Consider the following 16,329-nt stretch of genomic DNA (forward strand, 5'->3'; position numbering starts at 1 on the left):
GGCCCATGTAGGCCACGACCAGCCATCTAGGTTTCCGTGGACCGCGGCGGTAAGCCAGCGATCCAGGACCGTAGACGAGTGATGTGCCCTAGTTCATGGTTAGCGGCTCGGTGGCCGCGGGTGCCTCTTTTGTCGCCGACGTCTCCTGCGCCCGGCGGGCAGCGAGGGCGGCCGCCGTGCCTGGCCGGGAGCGTTCGACCCAGCCTTCGATGGTGCGCTGACGGCCCTCGGTGATGCCGAGGGCGCCCGGCGGGAGGTCCTGCTTGATGATGGCGCCGGCACCGGTGTACGCGCCGTCACCGACGACGACGGGCGCGACCAGCACCGTGTCGCTGCCGATCTTGACGTCCGAGCCGATCACGGTCCGGTGCTTGTGCACCCCGTCGTAGTTCGCGAAAACCGTGCTGCAGCCGATGTTCGACCGCTCTCCGATGGTGGCGTCGCCGACGTAGGCCAGGTGCGGCACCTTCGTCCCGGCGCCGATCTCGGCCGCCTTCGTCTCCACGTAGGCGCCGATCCTGCCGTTCGCGCCCAGCCGGGTTCCCGGCCGCAGGTGGGCGTAGGGCCCGACGCCGGCGCCCGGCCCGATCCACGACCGGGTGACCGTGCTGCGTTCCACGAAGGCGTCCGCCTCGACGGTCGTGTCGGTCAACGTGGTGTCCGGGCCGACGACGCTTCCCGCCGCGAGATGGGTCGCGCCGCGCAGGTGGGTGTTCGGCAGCACCGTGCTGTCCGGCTCGAAGGTCACGTCGGCGTCGATCCAGGTCGTCGCCGGGTCGACGATCGTGGTGCCCGCGAGCATCGCGGCCCGCGCGAGCCGGTCCCGCAGCGCGGCCCCCGCCGCGGCCAGCTGCACCCGGTCGTTCACCCCGGCGGTCTCGGCGGCGTCCGGCGCGACGTGCGCCGAGACCGTCTCCCCGTCGGTGACGAGCAGGCCGATCACGTCGGTGAGGTACTCCTCGCCCTGCGCGTTGTCCGTCGTCAACCGGCCCAGCGCCGAACGCAGCGCGCCGACGGTGAACACGTAGACGCCCGCGTTGATCTCGCGGATCGCCGCGGTCGCCGGGTCGGCGTCCCGCTGCTCGACGACGGCCCGGACCGAGCCGCTCGCGGTGGCCCGGCTCGCGGTGGCCTGGTCCTGGCTTTGGCCGGGCGTGGCCTGTGCCTCGCTCACCGGGGCGTCGGTCTGGGCGCGGGGCCGGGCGACCGTCGCCTGCGCGCGGACGATCCGGCCGTAGCCGGTCGGGTCGTCCACCAGCGCGGTCAGCACGCTCGCCGCCGCCCCGCTCTCCGCGTGCAGCCGCAGCAGCGCCGCCAGCGTCGCCGACGTCAGCAGGGGGGTATCCCCGGGCAGCACCGCCACCAGGTCGGCGGGGCGCAACCCATCCAGCACCCCCAACGCCACCCGCACCGCGTGCCCGGTGCCGGCCTGCCGGTCCTGTACGACCGTGCGCAGCCCCGGACGCCCCTCCACGGAGGCGGCCACCGCCTCCCGGCCGTGTCCGACGACCACGACGCTGTGCGGAGCACCGAGCGGCGCCGCCGCGGCGAGCACATGATCAAGAAGTGTCCGCCCGGCGACGCGGTGCAGCACCTTCGGCGTAGCGGACCGCATCCGCGTCCCGGCGCCCGCGGCAAGGACGATGGCGGCCGACAGACGTGCCTGGGTCACGAGCGCTCCCGTAGAGATCCGCGCCGGGGACGACCCCGGCTCCGCGACGGTCAACCAGCGCGACAGGTCAACCAAGGAGTGACGGTCAAAGCGTCCATGGCGGGCGCGAGGGGCCACGGCCGCCCACCGGCACCACCTGCCTCGCGGGGCCGCGCCGCCGCCGACGCGTCACACCCTACTAGCGAGGTACTCCCGGACCGGTGACCTCGTCGCCCTTTTCGCCGGGCCGCGCTGAGCCCGGCCGCGGGCGGCCCGATGCGCGCTCCGAGTCCCGCCAACCCGGTCCGCTAACGCGAGCCACCGCACCCTTCATGATCGCGGTCTGAGCCCTGGGATGGCTGTGGAAACGTCCCTACTACGACCACGCCAGGGCCAAAACTGAGATCAAGGCCAGACAGACCACCCAGCCGCCCCGCAGATCGGCGCGACGCCGGTTTCGATACCAAGCTGGCGATCATCGACGGTCGCAGGCGTCCTCGGGTGCGGTGATCGCCAGTCAGGTATCGAAATAGTCGCGTCGCGCCCTATATGCACCTTTTATCCATACCGGGCTCGCGATCTTGCCGAATGCGCCGTCCGGACGACACCGAAGATCCGCGATCGGGTATGGAAATCGGCGCCACCGCCAACCTGAAGATCCACGGGAGGCGGTGTGGCAGACCTCCAGCCAACCCTCGCCGGGCCACCGGCACGCCCGCGTCGTGCGGCGGGGTCCGGGGGCATGGCGCGCTCCCCGTCACCTCTGTCGCGTGTGCGGGATGTCTATGCGGCGCCTTTGGTGATCTTGCCCCGCCGCCATGGGTGACGACTCGATCAACGAGGTCCGTGGGCGGGGCTCGCTGGGGGCGGGCCTCGCCCTGGGGGGCGCCTCGGGCGCCCCGGCGGTCCCGTCGACGGGTCTGGCCGGATGTGATCGGCCGCCGCCGCGGCTACGTCCGTGCGGCCGGCCCGGTGCGCGGCGGTAAATTCTGTACCCTCGATCGGGCGATGGTAGACTTCTTCTGATTTCACGGTCCGCCGTAGTGTAATCGGCAGCACAGGAGATTTTGGTTCTCTTAGTCCACGTTCGAGTCGTGGCGGCGGAGCTGGCCTTCCTGGTTTGCCGGCCCCTGGTCGGCCGCGCTGGCGGCTTCGGATTGTTCCCAGGGCCGGAGGTGGGTGCCCAGCACAGGGGATTCGCTCGTCGGGCCTAATCCCACTCGTCGGTAGACGCTCGTCGGCGGCCCTCGTTGCTCGGCCTTCCCCGCGCTTCGATCAGCGTTAGCCAGTAGCTACTGGGCTTTTTTCGACCTGGGCCGCGGTGGATCCTTTCGGGGCTGTGGTTCGTATGCTGAGCAAAGCGGCCCGTGCCTCGGTGCTTGCTTGTGGCCAGCAGCGCCACGGCGCTGTTACCCGCAAGTAGGCCATCGTCCGGCGCCTTGTCGGATGTCCCCTCGCGTTTGGGTCGAGTTCGTCCCGGCCGTTCCGCGGCTGTGGCGCAGGCGGGTTGTCTGGTGTGGCGCCTTGGTCAGATCGGTGGCCGAAGTAACGATTTTGCGGTATACGGGCCGTTGGCAGGATGTTCGGGCGGGTACACAACGTCACTACCAGCTCGTATCTCCAGGCGGGCGGTAACGGCGCGGGGGACGGGTAGTAAGAGGCCACAAGAGGACCGAAAGAGTTTGCGTGACGGTTGCCGGCACGCGCACGGGCGCACCCCGGCGACCGTTACCGTGAGCCCAAGAGGACCAATGTGTGGACCTGCCGCGACAGACAGGATGCCGCGATGAGCACGACCGAGACGGTGCAGCCTACGGATTCCAGCCCGCCGGATCGGCGAGGTGGAGTGGACCTGAGCGCGGTTCCCGCCGCGGGCGCCGCCAGCGCTCCCTCCAACGAGCACACCAGCGCCCCCCGCTGGATGATCAAGGCCCGGACCGAGCAGGTGGTGCTGGCCAGCATCATCCTCGTTCCGATCGCGGCGCTGATCGCCGCGGTCCCGCTGCTGTGGGACCACTGGATCACCTGGCACGACCTGGTGATCGCCGCGTTCATGTACGCCATCACCGGCCACGGCGTCACGGTCGGGTTCCACCGGTACTTCACCCACCGCGGCTTCAAGACCTCGCGGCCGGTCCGGATCGCGCTCGCCGTCTTCGGCAACATGGCGATCGAGGGCCCGGTCATCCGCTGGGTCGCCGACCACCGGCGCCACCACGCCCACAGCGACCAGGCCGGCGACCCGCACTCGCCGTGGCGCTACGGCCCCGGCACCCGGGCGCTGACCAAGGGCCTGTGGCACGCACACATCGGCTGGCTCTTCGACGTCGAGCAGACCGACCAGCGCAAGTACGCGCCGGACCTGCTGGACGACAAGGACATCGTGCTCGTCAGCCGGACGTTCGCCTTCTGCGCGTTCGTCAGCCTGGCGTTGCCGGCCCTCATCGGCGGGCTGTGGGACGGCTCCTTCGAGGGCGCGCTGCGGGCCTTCTTCTGGGGCGGCCTGGTCCGGGTGGCGCTGCTGCACCACACCACCTGGTCGGTGAACAGCATCTGCCACGTCGCCGGCAAGCACCCGTACAAGTCGCGTGACCGCTCCGGCAACGTGTGGTGGATGTGCCTGCCGTCGATGGGCGAGTCCTGGCACAACCTGCACCACGCCGAGCCGACCTCGGCCCGCCACGGCGTGCGGCCCTGGCAGATCGACTCCAGCTTCTACATCATCAAGACGATGGAGCTGACCGGCCTGGTCCGCGACGTGCGCCTTCCCACCCGCGACCGCCTGGCCAAACTCGCCGCGACGGCCCCTGCTAACTAACCCCAAGGTCTGCAGCGGGACTCAGCCAAGAACCCGACCCTGGAATGGCGCCTGCCCCGTATGTCGGCGCCTGCTGAGAACCAGATGGGAGAGGGCGCTCAGCGCCCGAACCAGGCGGACCGTCCGAAGGGCGCTCAGCGCCCGGTTCCGGACGGTCGCCATAGGCTGGTGGAGTGGCCCATCTACTTGGCGCGGAAGCACTGCATCTGGAGTATCCGACCCGCGTCGTCTTCGACTCGATCACCCTCGGTGTCAACGAGGGTGATCGGATCGGGATCGTCGGCCAGAACGGCGGCGGCAAGTCCAGCCTGATCGGCATGCTGTCGGGCCGGATCACACCCGACGAGGGCCGGGTCACCCGCCGGGGCGGGGTGCGGGTCTGCGTGCTCGACCAGGCCGACACCCTCGACCCGGCGCAGACCGTCGGCCAGGTGATCGTCGGTGATCGTCCGGAGCACGAGTGGGCCGGTGACCCCGCGGTTCGTGACGTCATCGCGGGCCTCGTCACGGACGTCCCGTGGGCGGCCACCGTCGGGACCCTCAGCGGAGGGCAGCGCCGCCGGGTCGCGCTCGCCGCCCTGCTCGTCGGCGACTGGGACGTGATCATCCTCGACGAGCCGACGAACCACCTCGACGTCGAGGGCATCACCTGGCTCGCCGACCATCTCAAGCGCCGCTGGTCGCGGACGGCCGGCGGGCTGCTGGTCGTCACGCACGACCGCTGGTTCCTGGACGAGATCTGCACCGCCACCTGGGAGGTGCACGACCAGATCGTCGAGCCCTTCGAGGGCGGCTACGCGGCCTACGTGCTGCAGCGGGTCGAACGCGACCGGCAGTCGGCGGCCAGCGAGGCCAAGCGGCAGAACCTGATGCGCAAGGAGCTCGCCTGGCTGCGCCGCGGCGCGCCGGCCCGCACCTCGAAGCCGAAGTTCCGGATCGACGCCGCGAACGCGCTCATCGCGGACGTCCCGCCGCCGCGCGACCGGCTGGAGCTCTCGCGGCTCGCGACGGCGCGCCTCGGCAAGGACGTCGTCGACCTGCTGGACGTCTCGGTCTCGTTCGACGGCCGGCCGATCCTGCGGGACATCGAGTGGCGGATCGGGCCCGGCGAGCGGACCGGCCTGCTCGGCGCGAACGGCGCCGGCAAGTCCACGCTGCTCTCGCTGGTCGCGGGCACGCTCGCGCCGACCGCCGGGACGGTGAAGACCGGCAAGACCGTCCGGATCGGCGTCCTGGACCAGGGGCTGCGCGAGCTGGACGAGGTCGCCGGCGACCGGGTGCGCGAGGTCCTGGCCCGGACGAAGACGACCTTCATGATCGACGGCAAGGAGCTGACGCCGGGCCAGCTGCTGGAGCGGCTCGGTTTCGCCCGCGAGCACCTCTCGGCCCGGGTCTTCGACCTGTCCGGTGGCCAGCGCCGCCGGCTGCACCTGCTGCTCGTGCTGCTGGCCGAGCCGAACGTCCTGATCCTTGACGAGCCGACGAACGACCTCGACGTCGACATGCTCGCGGTGATGGAGGACGTCCTGGACTCCTGGCCGGGCACGCTGCTGGTCGTCTCGCACGACCGGTACTTCCTGGAGCGGGTGACCGACCAGCAGTACGCGATCCTGGACGGCCGGCTGCGGCACCTGCCGGGCGGCGTCGACGAGTACCTGCGGCTGCGGGCCGCCGGCGCCTCGTCGACCGCGGTGGCCCCCGCGAAGGGCGGCGCCCCGGACGGGAACGGCCGCGGCGGGAGCGCGCCCGCGGCGCCGAAACTGGCCGGCGCCGAGCTGCGCGCGGCGCAGAAGGAGCTCACCGCGACGGAGCGTCGCCTCGACCGGCTCGCCGGCCAGGTCGCGACAGCCCACAAGAACCTGGCCGACCACGACCCCGCCGACTACGAGGGTGTCCTGCGCATCACCAAGGCGGTCGGCGACCTGGAGGCCGAGATCGTCGCCCTGGAGGAGCGCTGGCTCGAACTGTCCGAGCAGGCAGGTTAGGACACTTCCCGGGGATCTTCGGCCGCGAGGGCGACCAGGATCCCCGGGAGGGGGCGCCCTACAGCACCGTCGCGCCGGGGGCCGGCGCGGACGCCTGACGGACGGCGCGGGCCAGGCCGCTCGCCGCGAGTCCGGCGGCGAGCTCGGCGCCGTGGGCCGCGTCGCGGGCGAGGAAGGCCGTCGTCGGGCCGGAGCCGGAGACCAGCGCGCCGAGCGCGCCGAGCGCCCGGCCTTCGGCCAGCACGTCGCCGAGCGACGGCCGCAGCCTGATCGCCGGCGCCTGAAGGTCGTTGCACAACGCGGCGCCGAGCACGGCCGGGTCGCCGGTGGCGACGGCGGTCAGTACCGCGTCGGCCGGAGTCGGCGCGGTACGGCCGTCGGCCGTGCGGCCCTCGGTCGCGCCGCTGTCGAACTCCCGGTAGACGGACGGCGTCGACAGGCCGCCGTCGGCGAGCGCGAACACCCAGTGGTACTCGCCGGCGGTGGCGACGAGGGAGAGCTGCTCGCCGCGGCCGACGCCGAGCGCGGTGCCCCCGGTCAGCGGGAACGGCACGTCGCTGCCGAGGCGGGCGGCGAGCTCGGCGAGCGTCTGGACGGGCAGGCCCGTGCCCCACAACGCGTCGCAGGCGACGAGCGCGGCGGCGCCGTCGGCGCTGCCCCCGGCCATCCCGGCGGCCACCGGGATGCCCTTGGCCATCTCGAGGTGAATCCGGCGGCCGCGCAGGCCGGCGGTCTCGGCGACCAGGAGCGCCGCGCGGACCGCGAGGTTGTCCGCGTTCGTCGGGACCACGGCGGGGTCGCCCGCCGGCCCGACGGCACCCTCGCCGCTGATCTCGACGGTCGCGGTGACCGCCGGTCCGTCGTCGGAGCCGTCGGTCGGCTCCAGGTCGGTGACGGTCAGCTCGTCGTACAGCCCGACGGCCTGCAACACGGTGATGACCTCGTGGAAGCCGTCGGCGCGACGAGGCCCGACCCCCAGATGCAGGTTGACCTTGGCCGGCGCGCGGACGGTGACGCGGCTCGGCGAGGACTCGGGCGACAACGTCGATCCGGTCGAAAGCTCGGTGGACATCGCTCGGCTCCTTGCGGGTGGCGGCCTCGCCCGAGAACCTATCCGGCCCGGCCGGGGCCGCTTGCCCAGCCGGTCCTGGCGCGGTGCGAGCGCTACCGAGCGCAGCCGAGCCCGGGTGCCGCGGCCGGCCGCCGCGGGCGTTCGAGGTACGTCGGCAGGGGAGGGGCGTGGCGTGGTGACGACTGTCCGGTACTGTGAAGAGCCGGAATCCTGGTGACGTCCACGATGTGGTGTCTGCGTCGTGGTGTCCGCGTCCGGTCTCGCGCCCGCAGTCTCGTGCCGTAGCTCGTGATCGAGAGCCGTTCCGTCTCGACGAGTCGCAGTCCCGTGCGGTGGGCCGGGGTCCCGCTGACCCGGCGGCCACGCGTCGGTCCCCACCGACCCGCCGTCGCCTGGATCCGCTAGCACTGAGTCAGTCGAGAGGATGAGCACCGCCATGTCCGAGGTCCGCATCGTCGCGGAGCCGCGCACCGAGTTCGGGAAGGGCGGCGCTCGTCGCACCCGACGGGCCGGCAAGGTTCCGGCTGTCCTTTACGGGCACGGCCAGCCGCCGCGACACATCGCACTTTCCCAGCGTGAACTGCTGCACGCGTTCAAGACCGACGCCGGCACGAACGTGCTGCTCACCGTCGACCTGGGCGACGGCACCGAGCTGGCGCTTCCGAAGGACGTGCAGCGTCACCCCATCAAGGGCAGCTTCGAGCACGTCGACCTGGTCATCGTCCGCAGGGGCGAGAAGGTCACCGTCGACGTCCCGGTGAACATCACCGGCGAGCTGCACCCGGACGCGATCCTGGACCAGCCGAACACCACAGTCTCGGTGTCGGCCCCGGCGACCGCGATTCCGGACTCGCTCACGGTCGACATCACGGGCATGGGCCCCGGCTCGCACTACACCGCCGGCCAGCTCGAGCTTCCCGACGGTGTCGAGCTCGAGGGCGACCCCGAGACGATCATCGCGTTGGCGCTCACGAAGCCGACCGCGGCTCAGCACGAGGCCGGCCTCGGTGAGACCGGCGAAGGGGCTGAGAGCACGGGCGAGGCGGCTACCGCCGAGTCCGAGTAGTTCGTCGGCGGCCCGGGACTGGTCCAGGGCCCGCCGCGGCGTTCACGGCGCGGATCGCCTATCGACGATCCGCGCCGGGGCGCCGTATTTTCAATACTGACGGTGATGACTCACCCAAAAGCAGACAAGATAGCGGCGGGACGGCGGATGGCTGGCGAGGACGACGGAGCCTGGCTGGTTGTCGGGTTGGGTAATCCGGGTCCGGAGTACGCGAGTACCCGCCATAACGCCGGGTTCCTCGTCGTGGACCTGCTCGCCGAGCGACACGGGGCCAGGCTGCGGTCGCACAAGGCCCGCGCCGACGCGGCGCAGCTGCGGCTCGCCGGTGTCTCGGCCGTGCTGGCCCGGCCCCGGACGTACATGAACGTCTCCGGTCCGCCGGTCGCGGCGCTGCGCTCCTTCTTCAAGGTCGACCCCGCGCGGGTGATCGTGGTGCACGACGAGCTCGACATCCCGTTCGGCGCGGTCCGGCTCAAGCGCGGCGGCGGCGACAACGGACACAACGGCCTGCGGTCGATCACCTCGTCACTCGGCACCAGGGACTACCTGCGCGTCCGCTTCGGCATCGGGCGCCCGCCCGGCCGGATGGACCCGGCCGACTTCGTCCTGCGTGACTTCGCCGTCCCGGAGCGCAAGGAACTGCCGTTCCTGGTCGACCGGGCGGCGGACGCCGTGGAGGCGCTGGTGGCCGAGGGCCTCGAGCCGGCCCAGAACCGCTTCCACGCCCTGGCCTGAGCTCGTCGGCCGCGCCCCCCGCCAGGCGGCCGGGCTCGTCAGCTGGTGGCCGGTCGGCCCGGCAGCTCGTCGCGAATCCGCCGCAGCAGAGTGGTGTGGTCCAGCGTGCGCAGCACGTAGTCGCGCCCGGATCGGCCCAGGTCGGCGGCCCGGACCGGGTCGGCGAGCAGCCCCCGGACCGCCTCGGTGAACGCCGCCGGCTCGTCCGCGACCAGCAGGTGGGTCGACGGCGTCATCTCCGGGACGGAACGCGCGGACTGCCAGCTCAGGCCCCGGCTGCCCGTCCGGGTGCTCACCACCGGCGTACCGGCCGCCATCGCCGCGATCGCCTTGATGTTCACCCCGGAGCCCGACCGCATCGGGTTCACCGACACGACCGCCGTTCCCACGTACTCGTCGATGCTCGGCACGTCGGTGTGCAGCTCGACGCTGGGGATCCCGCGCAGCCAGTCGGCCAGACCCGGCTCGGGGCGGCGGCCCACCACGCGCAGGACGGCCGCCGGTTGACCCGCCCGCACGCCGTCCCAGCAACGGTCCAGGAACCAGCGCAGCGCCTCGACGTTCTGCGCGGTGTCCAGCGAGCCGACGAACACGACCGTGCCCGGGACCCGGCGGTCCCGCGTCGCGGCCGGTCCGGCGGACGCGTCGTCCGCGAGTGCGCCCACCGGCAGGAACGGCGGCAGGTGGAAGGTGGTGACGCTGGCCCGCTGGCGGCGCCACTCGTGGTCCTCCAACGAGATGTCGGCGATCGCGGTGACGAGCGGCGAGTGGCCCAGCGACCGTTCGGCGAGCTGGAGCTTGCGGTACTCCAGCTCGTAGGCCGCCGCGCGCGGGCCGGACGAGCCTCGCGCCATCGCCCGGAAGAACGCCGACTCGATGTTGTGCGCCCGCACCAGGTGGGGCAGCCGCCAGACCCGGGCGATCTCCTGGCCGAGCCGGGCCGCCCGGTAGCTGTAGCTGATGACCGCGTCGGCGCGCGGCGGCGTGGCGTGCAGCGCCCGGCGCAGCGGCCCGACCGGGCGTGACGCGTACATGTACGGCGTCACGCGCAGATGGGCCAGTGGGCTGTCATCCCGGGGCAGCGGGATCACCGCGGCGCCGGGAACCGCCTTCTCGACCGCGTCGACGTCCAGCGCGCTCTTGGCGGGGACCAGGACCTGCATCCGGATGCCGGCGTTCGACGCGGCGGTGAGGAACCCGAAGGTCTCGACCCGGCCGCCGGCGTCCATCGGAAGGAAAGGCTCCTCGACGACGACGATCCAGCGTTCGGCACCGCTCACGGCGCTCACTGTAGCCGGGGGGCCGAAACGCCCGACCTGGCCGCGCTGGGCCGGGCGTGGCCCGTCCCCGGGCGAGGCAGCGGCAGGCCGGCCGGGCGCGGCGCCGGAGGTCGACCATAGTTGTCGGTGTCGCTAAATGACCCGCCTAAGTGGGACATCGCCGCCGCCGCTTGTCCCGAGGTGCGACATTGCGGGATTACCCTGCGTGTCTGGTTGCTCGGATACGCAATTTCCGCGCGCAACCCGCCGGGCGGTGGCCCCATCGACCAGTCATGGACAGGCCCCCGTTACGGTTATTGCCCATGGCAGCAGTTCGGGCCCTCGGCCGTGGCGCGACCGTCGCCCTTCTGGGAGCGGCCACCGTGTACGGTCACGTTCTGTACCCGGTCTACATCGGACTGAAAAGCCGAGGCCTTACCCCAGAGGTTCCGGCTGACCCGGCCGAATGGCCCTCGGTGAGCGTCGTCGTCGCGGCCTACCGAGAGAGTGCGATCATCGGGGCCAAGCTGGACGACCTGATGGCCATCCCGTACCCCGGGCCCATCGAGATCATCGTGGTCGCCGACGACGAGGAGACCGCCGCCGCGGCCCGCCGGGCCGGCGTCCGGGTGCTCTCCACCGGCGAGCGGCTCGGCAAGGCGCGCGCGGTCAACCGCGGTGTCTCCGCCGCCACCAACGACATCGTGCTGCTGACCGACGCGAACGCGACGGTCGCGCCGGACGCGCTGTGCGCCGCGATGCGGCACTTCGTGGACCCTGGCGTCGGCGCCGTCGCGGGTGAGAAGCAGGTCGAGGACCCGCAGGGCGCGCAGGGCTTCTACTGGCGGTTCGAGTCGTGGCTCAAGCGGTGCGAGTCGGCGACCGGCGCGACCATCGGAGTGGTCGGGGAGTTCCTGGCCTTCCGCCGCGCGGCCTTCCGCCCGCTGCCCGCCGACACCGCGGTCGACGACGCCTGGCTCGCCCTCGACCTGCTGGAGGGCGGCCTGCGGGTGATCTACGAGCCCGAGGCGTACTCCGTCGAGGGCCCGTCGCCCTCCTTCCAGGACGAATGGGAACGGCGCACCCGGATCGTCGCCGGCAATCTGGACATGATGTGGCGGCGCCGCGACACCCTGTCGCCCGGTGCGCTGCCGGTCACCCCGCAGCTGTGGGGCCACCGGTTGGTCCGTTCGTCGGTCGGGCCGGTCGCCCACGTCGCCCTCGTAGCGCTGAGCGTCCCCGCCGCGCGGCACAGCTGGACCGCGCGGCTCTTTCTGGCCGGCAACGCGGCCGGCGCGGCCAGCGCGGTGGCGTTGACGACCGGGCGGCAGCTGCCCGGTCCGGCCCGCCTGTTCGCCCAGGTGTTCTTCCTGCAGGCGGTCGCGCTGGGCGGTGTCCGTCGTTTCCTGTCCGGCGACCGGCCGGCGGTCTGGCCGAAGCCGGACCGGCTGCCCGAGCCCGGACGGCCCCCCAGCCCGGACGGCTCCACGGCGGACGGGCCGGCCGGCGCCGGGTACCCGTCCCAGCGTGGCGGCCTGGGCATGGGCGAGCCGGTGATCGGCCCCGAGGCGGCGGCCACCGGCCCGATCATCCTGCCGCCGGGGTTCGGCTCCGGGCCGGGTTACGACGCGCAGCGGCTGAACCAGGCCTACGACCCCGCCGACCCGCTCGGCTCGGCCAGGACCTACGGGCCGGCGCAGACCTACGGGCCGGCGCAGACCTACGGGCCGGCGCAGTGACCGCGGCGGCCAAGGTGATCGCGGGCGGCTCCCGGATCGCGGCCGGCCTGGTGAGCGGGAGCAGCCGGTGAGCGCCGTGATGCGGGAACGCGACGAGCCGGCCAGCGACCCCCGGTGGGCCTACGAGGTCGTCACCGTGAGCTTCCACAGCCGCGGGCAGCTGGAGCAGATGATCGCCGGGCTGCCCACGGACATGCCTGTCGTGATCGTCGACAACGCCAAGGGGGCCGACCGGGTCTGGGAGCTGATCGCCGACCGGCCGAACGGGCGTTACGTCGACTCCGGCGGAGGCAAGGGCTTCGCCAAGGCCGCCAACATGGGCATCAGGTCGTCCGTGTACGAGTACGTCATCCTCGGAAACCCGGACAGCCGGCCGGACGCCAAGATCATCGATTCTCTCGTCGACGACCTGCGCGCAGACCAGGAACTGGTCTGCAGCGCGGCGACGATGCAGGGCCACGACGGCCGGCCCGAGCTGGGCAACGGCGGCTGGGAGCCGACCCCGCGCCGGGTGCTGCTGCACGTGCTCGGCGCGCACAAGCTCATCCCGACGTCGGCCCTGTTCGCCAGGCCCACGCCGGGCCGGGAGATGGCGCCGGAGTGGCTGACCGGAGCCTGCATGGCGCTGCGCCGTCGCACCTTCCTCGACCTCGGCGCCTTCGACGAGACGTTCTACGTCTACAACGAGGACATGGCGTTCGGCCGGGCGATCCGGGAGGCCGGGCTGCGCCAGAAGCTGCGCACCGACCTTCTCGTGCCGCACGGCGCCGGCGGCTCGGGCGCCGCGAAGACCTGGATGCTGCAGATGCGGGGCGCGTCGATGATCCGCTACCTGCGCAAGCACAACGCGCCGCTCAAGGTCAACGCGATGCGCGCGATGCTCGTCGCCGGCTATGCCGGCCGGACGGTGCTGTCCCGCGCCAGCGGCAAGGAAGCGACCGCGCAGGAGCACGCCGCGTACATCAAGGGCCTGCTCGTCGGCCCGCCGAAGCCCTGACCGCCAGACCGCGTCATAACAGCCAGTCGCCGGCCCGATGTCGGGTTCGGGACCAGCCGCGCCCGAAGGCCGATCGCTGTGGAAAACTGCCGGAATCCGCAGACGTCCACAGTTGGCGGCATCGTGCTCCCTGCCTGGTGCGCACCGCACCCGCCGTTCACGAGGCCCGTACGGGACCAGACATGACACAGGGGGCGGGTCCGTGTTCCTCGCGCCGTCCCGGCGGGCGCCGCTCGGGCTGCTGCTGACGGCGCTGTGCGCCGGCGCACTGGTCATCGGGCCCGGGCTGGGTGGGTCGCCCGCGCTGGCCGCGCAGCCCAGCGAGTCCTGGTATGCCCGCGCGCTGCGGCTCGACGACGCCCACAAGCTCTCGACCGGGAGCGGCATCGTGGTGGCCGTCGTCGACGGCGGCGTGGACCCGACCGTCCCCGCGCTCGCCGGCCAGCTGGTGCCGGGTGCCGGCATCGGCGCGGACGCGGCGACGGACGGCCTGCGCGACGACGACCCGGACGGCCATGGCACCTCGATGGCCGGCATCATCGCCGCGCGCCCGGTCGGGCCGGACGGCGCCGCCACCGGCTTCCTCGGCGTGGCGCCGGACGCGAAGATCCTCTCGATCTCCACCGGCCGGGAGACCGACCTGTCCGAGGTCGCCGAGGGCATCCGGCTCGCGACCGACCGCGGCGCGAAGGTGATCAGCCTCTCGCTCGGCTCGCCCGGCCTGGCCGACTCGGACGAGCGTTCGGCGGTCGCCTACGCCCTGTCCCACGACGTCGTCGTGGTCGCCGCGGCCGGCAACGTGGATTCCGGCGACACCGACCCGCTCGACCAGCAGATCAACGCCCCCGCGAACATCCCCGGCGTCATCGCGGTGACCGGCTCGGACTCCGGCGGGAAGTTCTGGGCCGGCTCGGCCTCAGGCCAGCGGGCGGTGCTCGCGGCGCCGGCCGCGCTCATCCGGGCGCCCGTCCCGGTCGCGCTGGCGCCGAGTGGCTCCGAGGTCATCGACGGCACCAGCAACTCGACCGCCATCGTCGCCGGCGTGGTCGCGCTGGTCCGAGCCGAGCATCCCGCGCTGAACGCCCCGAGTGTGATCGAGCTGCTCACCAGGACGGCGGACGACAAGGGCCCGCGCGGCTGGGACCGGCAGTTCGGCTACGGGATCGTCGACCCGGTGGCGGCGCTCACCCAGCCACCGGTCCCGGTCGCGGACAACCCGCTGCTGACCGCCCCGCCGGGGGCCGGCGGCGGCACGCTCGCCACCGACGAGGACGCGCTGCTGGCCGCCGCGGGCGTGACCGTGCCGCTTCCGGGGCCGACCGGGTCCACCGACCGGCCCGTCCCGACCCCGCCCGCGGGCGCGCCGGTCTCCGCGCCCAGGCACCACGGGCCCGGCAGGCTGGTCTGGGCCGGCGGCCTCGCGGTCGCCGTGCTGCTCGGGATCGCCCTCGGCGTCGGCACGTTCGCGCTGCGCCGGGCGCTTTCCCCGCCAGCGGACGGCGGCGCTCGACGGCCCGACGGCACCGCACCGCCCGTGGCGCCCGTGGTGGCCGCCGCGCCGCCGGCCCTCGACGCCGCGCCGCCGGTCGCGGCCGGTGTGCCGGTGGCCGCGGCCCCGCAAGCGCCGCCCGACCCGCCGTCCCTCGTCCCGCCGACCGGCGGGGGAGCCGGGCGTTACAGGTGATCACGGTTGGCTCGGCGCCGGTAGCATGAGGGAATGACGAGCGCGCTACTCGACGAGCTGTCCTGGCGTGGGCTGATCCACGACAGCACCGACGCCGCGGAGCTGCGGAACCACCTCGACAGCGCGGCGCGGCGCGCCTACATCGGCTTCGACCCGACGGCGCCGGGACTGACGATCGGCCACATGTTGCCGATCACCCTGCTGATCCGGGCGGCCCGCGCGGGCATCCGGCCCGTGGCCCTGTTCGGCGGCGGGACCGGCCTGATCGGTGACCCGTCCGGCAAGTCGGTCGAGCGCCAACTGCTGTCCCCGCAGGACGTCGCCGCCAACGTGTCCCGCCACCAGGAGCTGATGCGCACCATCTTCGCGCGCGCCCTGCCGGCGGACCAGATGCCGATCTTCGTGGACAACTCCGCGTGGCTCGGCGGCCTCGGGCTGATCGAGTTCCTGCGCGACGTCGGCAAGCACTTCCCGATCGGCGAGATGACGAAGCGGGACAGCGTCCGGCGCCGGCTCGAGGACCCCGACGTCGGCCTGTCGTACACCGAGTTCAGCTACATGCTGCTGCAGGCCTACGACTTCCGCCGGCTCTGCGAGGACCACGGCGTCACGGTGCAGATGGGCGCCTCCGACCAGTGGGGCAACATCGTCGCGGGTATCGACTACATCCGCCGGGTGCTGCGGACCCAGGCCCACGGGCTCACCTGCCCGCTGCTGCTGCGCTCCGACGGCACCAAGTTCGGCAAGTCGGAGAAGGGCGCGGTCTGGATCTCGGCCGACGGCACCTCGCCCTACACGTTCTACCAGTTCGTGATCAACCAGTCGGACGAGAACGCCCGGCAGTTCGCGCTGTTCTTCTCGCTGGCGGACCGGGAGTCGCTGGAGAAGCTGTTCGCCCAGCATGCCGAGACCCCGTCCCGCCGGGCGCTGCAGCGCTACCTGGCCCGGGAGATGACGACCCTGGTGCACGGCGAGGAGGCCACCGACGCGGCCGAGGCCGCCTCCGAGGCCCTCTTCAAGGGCGACGTGCGCGCGATCAGCCCACAGCTGTTCGGCGACGTGTTCACCGACGTCCCGAGCATCGAGGAGCCACGCTCACGGCTGGACGGGGACGGCTGGCCGGTGGTCGATCTGCTGATCGCCGTCGGCCTGGCCAGCAGCAAGAAGGTCGCCCGCGAGCACCTTGGTAACGGCGCCATCTCGATCAACGGCGACAAGGTGTCCGACCTCGACGCCAGGGTCACCGCCGCGGACCTGCTGCACGGCTCGGTCCTGCTGGTCCGCCGTGGCCGGCGCGAGTGGCGCCTCGCGCGCTTCGCCTAG

At 72.7% G+C, this 16,329-nt stretch carries 11 protein-coding genes; 8 read left to right on the forward strand and 3 right to left on the reverse strand.

Annotated elements, in window-relative coordinates; translation table 11 throughout:
• Positions 1 to 88 precede the first annotated feature (88 nt).
• Positions 89 to 1,672: a bifunctional UDP-N-acetylglucosamine diphosphorylase/glucosamine-1-phosphate N-acetyltransferase GlmU gene (gene glmU, locus FRAEUI1C_RS03075; protein ID WP_013421819.1), complete on the reverse strand. Its 1,584-nt coding sequence runs from the start codon at positions 1,670 to 1,672 to the stop codon at positions 89 to 91.
• A 1,765-nt stretch (positions 1,673 to 3,437) separates the two neighbouring features.
• Here glmU and FRAEUI1C_RS03085 point away from each other — a divergent pair.
• Together FRAEUI1C_RS03085 and FRAEUI1C_RS03090 are read left to right on the forward strand one after the other, a co-directional pair.
• Positions 3,438 to 4,469, forward strand: coding sequence for an acyl-CoA desaturase (locus FRAEUI1C_RS03085; RefSeq protein ID WP_013421820.1), 1,032 nt, complete (start codon positions 3,438 to 3,440; stop codon positions 4,467 to 4,469).
• A 173-nt stretch (positions 4,470 to 4,642) separates the two neighbouring features.
• Complete coding sequence (locus FRAEUI1C_RS03090; RefSeq protein ID WP_013421821.1) at positions 4,643 to 6,454, forward strand: ABC-F family ATP-binding cassette domain-containing protein; 1,812 nt, start codon at positions 4,643 to 4,645, stop codon at positions 6,452 to 6,454.
• A gap of 58 nt (positions 6,455 to 6,512) precedes the next feature.
• Here FRAEUI1C_RS03090 and FRAEUI1C_RS03095 read toward each other — a convergent pair whose 3' ends face one another.
• Positions 6,513 to 7,526 (reverse strand): 4-(cytidine 5'-diphospho)-2-C-methyl-D-erythritol kinase, encoded by a 1,014-nt coding sequence (locus tag FRAEUI1C_RS03095; protein ID WP_013421822.1) that lies wholly within the window; start codon positions 7,524 to 7,526, stop codon positions 6,513 to 6,515.
• Between the two features lie 436 nt (positions 7,527 to 7,962).
• Between FRAEUI1C_RS03095 and FRAEUI1C_RS03100 the strand changes: the two genes are divergently transcribed.
• Both FRAEUI1C_RS03100 and pth read left to right on the forward strand, forming a co-directional pair.
• Positions 7,963 to 8,592 (forward strand): 50S ribosomal protein L25/general stress protein Ctc, encoded by a 630-nt coding sequence (locus tag FRAEUI1C_RS03100; protein ID WP_013421823.1) that lies wholly within the window; start codon positions 7,963 to 7,965, stop codon positions 8,590 to 8,592.
• A 147-nt stretch (positions 8,593 to 8,739) separates the two neighbouring features.
• Positions 8,740 to 9,327: an aminoacyl-tRNA hydrolase gene (gene pth / locus FRAEUI1C_RS03105; RefSeq protein ID WP_013421824.1), complete on the forward strand. Its 588-nt coding sequence runs from the start codon at positions 8,740 to 8,742 to the stop codon at positions 9,325 to 9,327.
• A gap of 38 nt (positions 9,328 to 9,365) precedes the next feature.
• On the opposite strand, the gene FRAEUI1C_RS03110 is transcribed toward pth, so the two are convergent.
• Positions 9,366 to 10,607 carry a glycosyltransferase gene (locus FRAEUI1C_RS03110; protein ID WP_041260037.1) on the reverse strand — a complete coding sequence of 414 codons (1,242 nt, stop codon included), beginning with the start codon at positions 10,605 to 10,607 and terminating at the stop codon, positions 9,366 to 9,368.
• 302 nt (positions 10,608 to 10,909) lie between these two features.
• Here FRAEUI1C_RS03110 and FRAEUI1C_RS03115 point away from each other — a divergent pair, with 302 nt between their 5' ends.
• From FRAEUI1C_RS03115 to tyrS, 4 genes are all read left to right on the forward strand, one after another.
• Positions 10,910 to 12,325, forward strand: coding sequence for a glycosyltransferase family 2 protein (locus FRAEUI1C_RS03115; RefSeq protein ID WP_013421826.1), 1,416 nt, complete (start codon positions 10,910 to 10,912; stop codon positions 12,323 to 12,325).
• 79 nt (positions 12,326 to 12,404) lie between these two features.
• A complete protein-coding gene (locus FRAEUI1C_RS03120) occupies positions 12,405 to 13,322 on the forward strand; it encodes a glycosyltransferase (protein WP_013421827.1) in 918 nt (305 codons plus the stop codon).
• A gap of 202 nt (positions 13,323 to 13,524) precedes the next feature.
• On the forward strand, positions 13,525 to 15,006 hold the full coding sequence (locus tag FRAEUI1C_RS03125; RefSeq protein WP_013421828.1) for a S8 family serine peptidase: 1,482 nt from the start codon (positions 13,525 to 13,527) through the stop codon (positions 15,004 to 15,006).
• Between the two features lie 33 nt (positions 15,007 to 15,039).
• Positions 15,040 to 16,329 carry a tyrosine--tRNA ligase gene (tyrS, locus tag FRAEUI1C_RS03130; RefSeq protein WP_013421829.1) on the forward strand — a complete coding sequence of 430 codons (1,290 nt, stop codon included), beginning with the start codon at positions 15,040 to 15,042 and terminating at the stop codon, positions 16,327 to 16,329.

The sequence above is a fragment of the Pseudofrankia inefficax genome (assembly GCF_000166135.1).
Lineage (GTDB): Bacteria > Actinomycetota > Actinomycetes > Frankiales > Frankiaceae > Pseudofrankia > Pseudofrankia inefficax.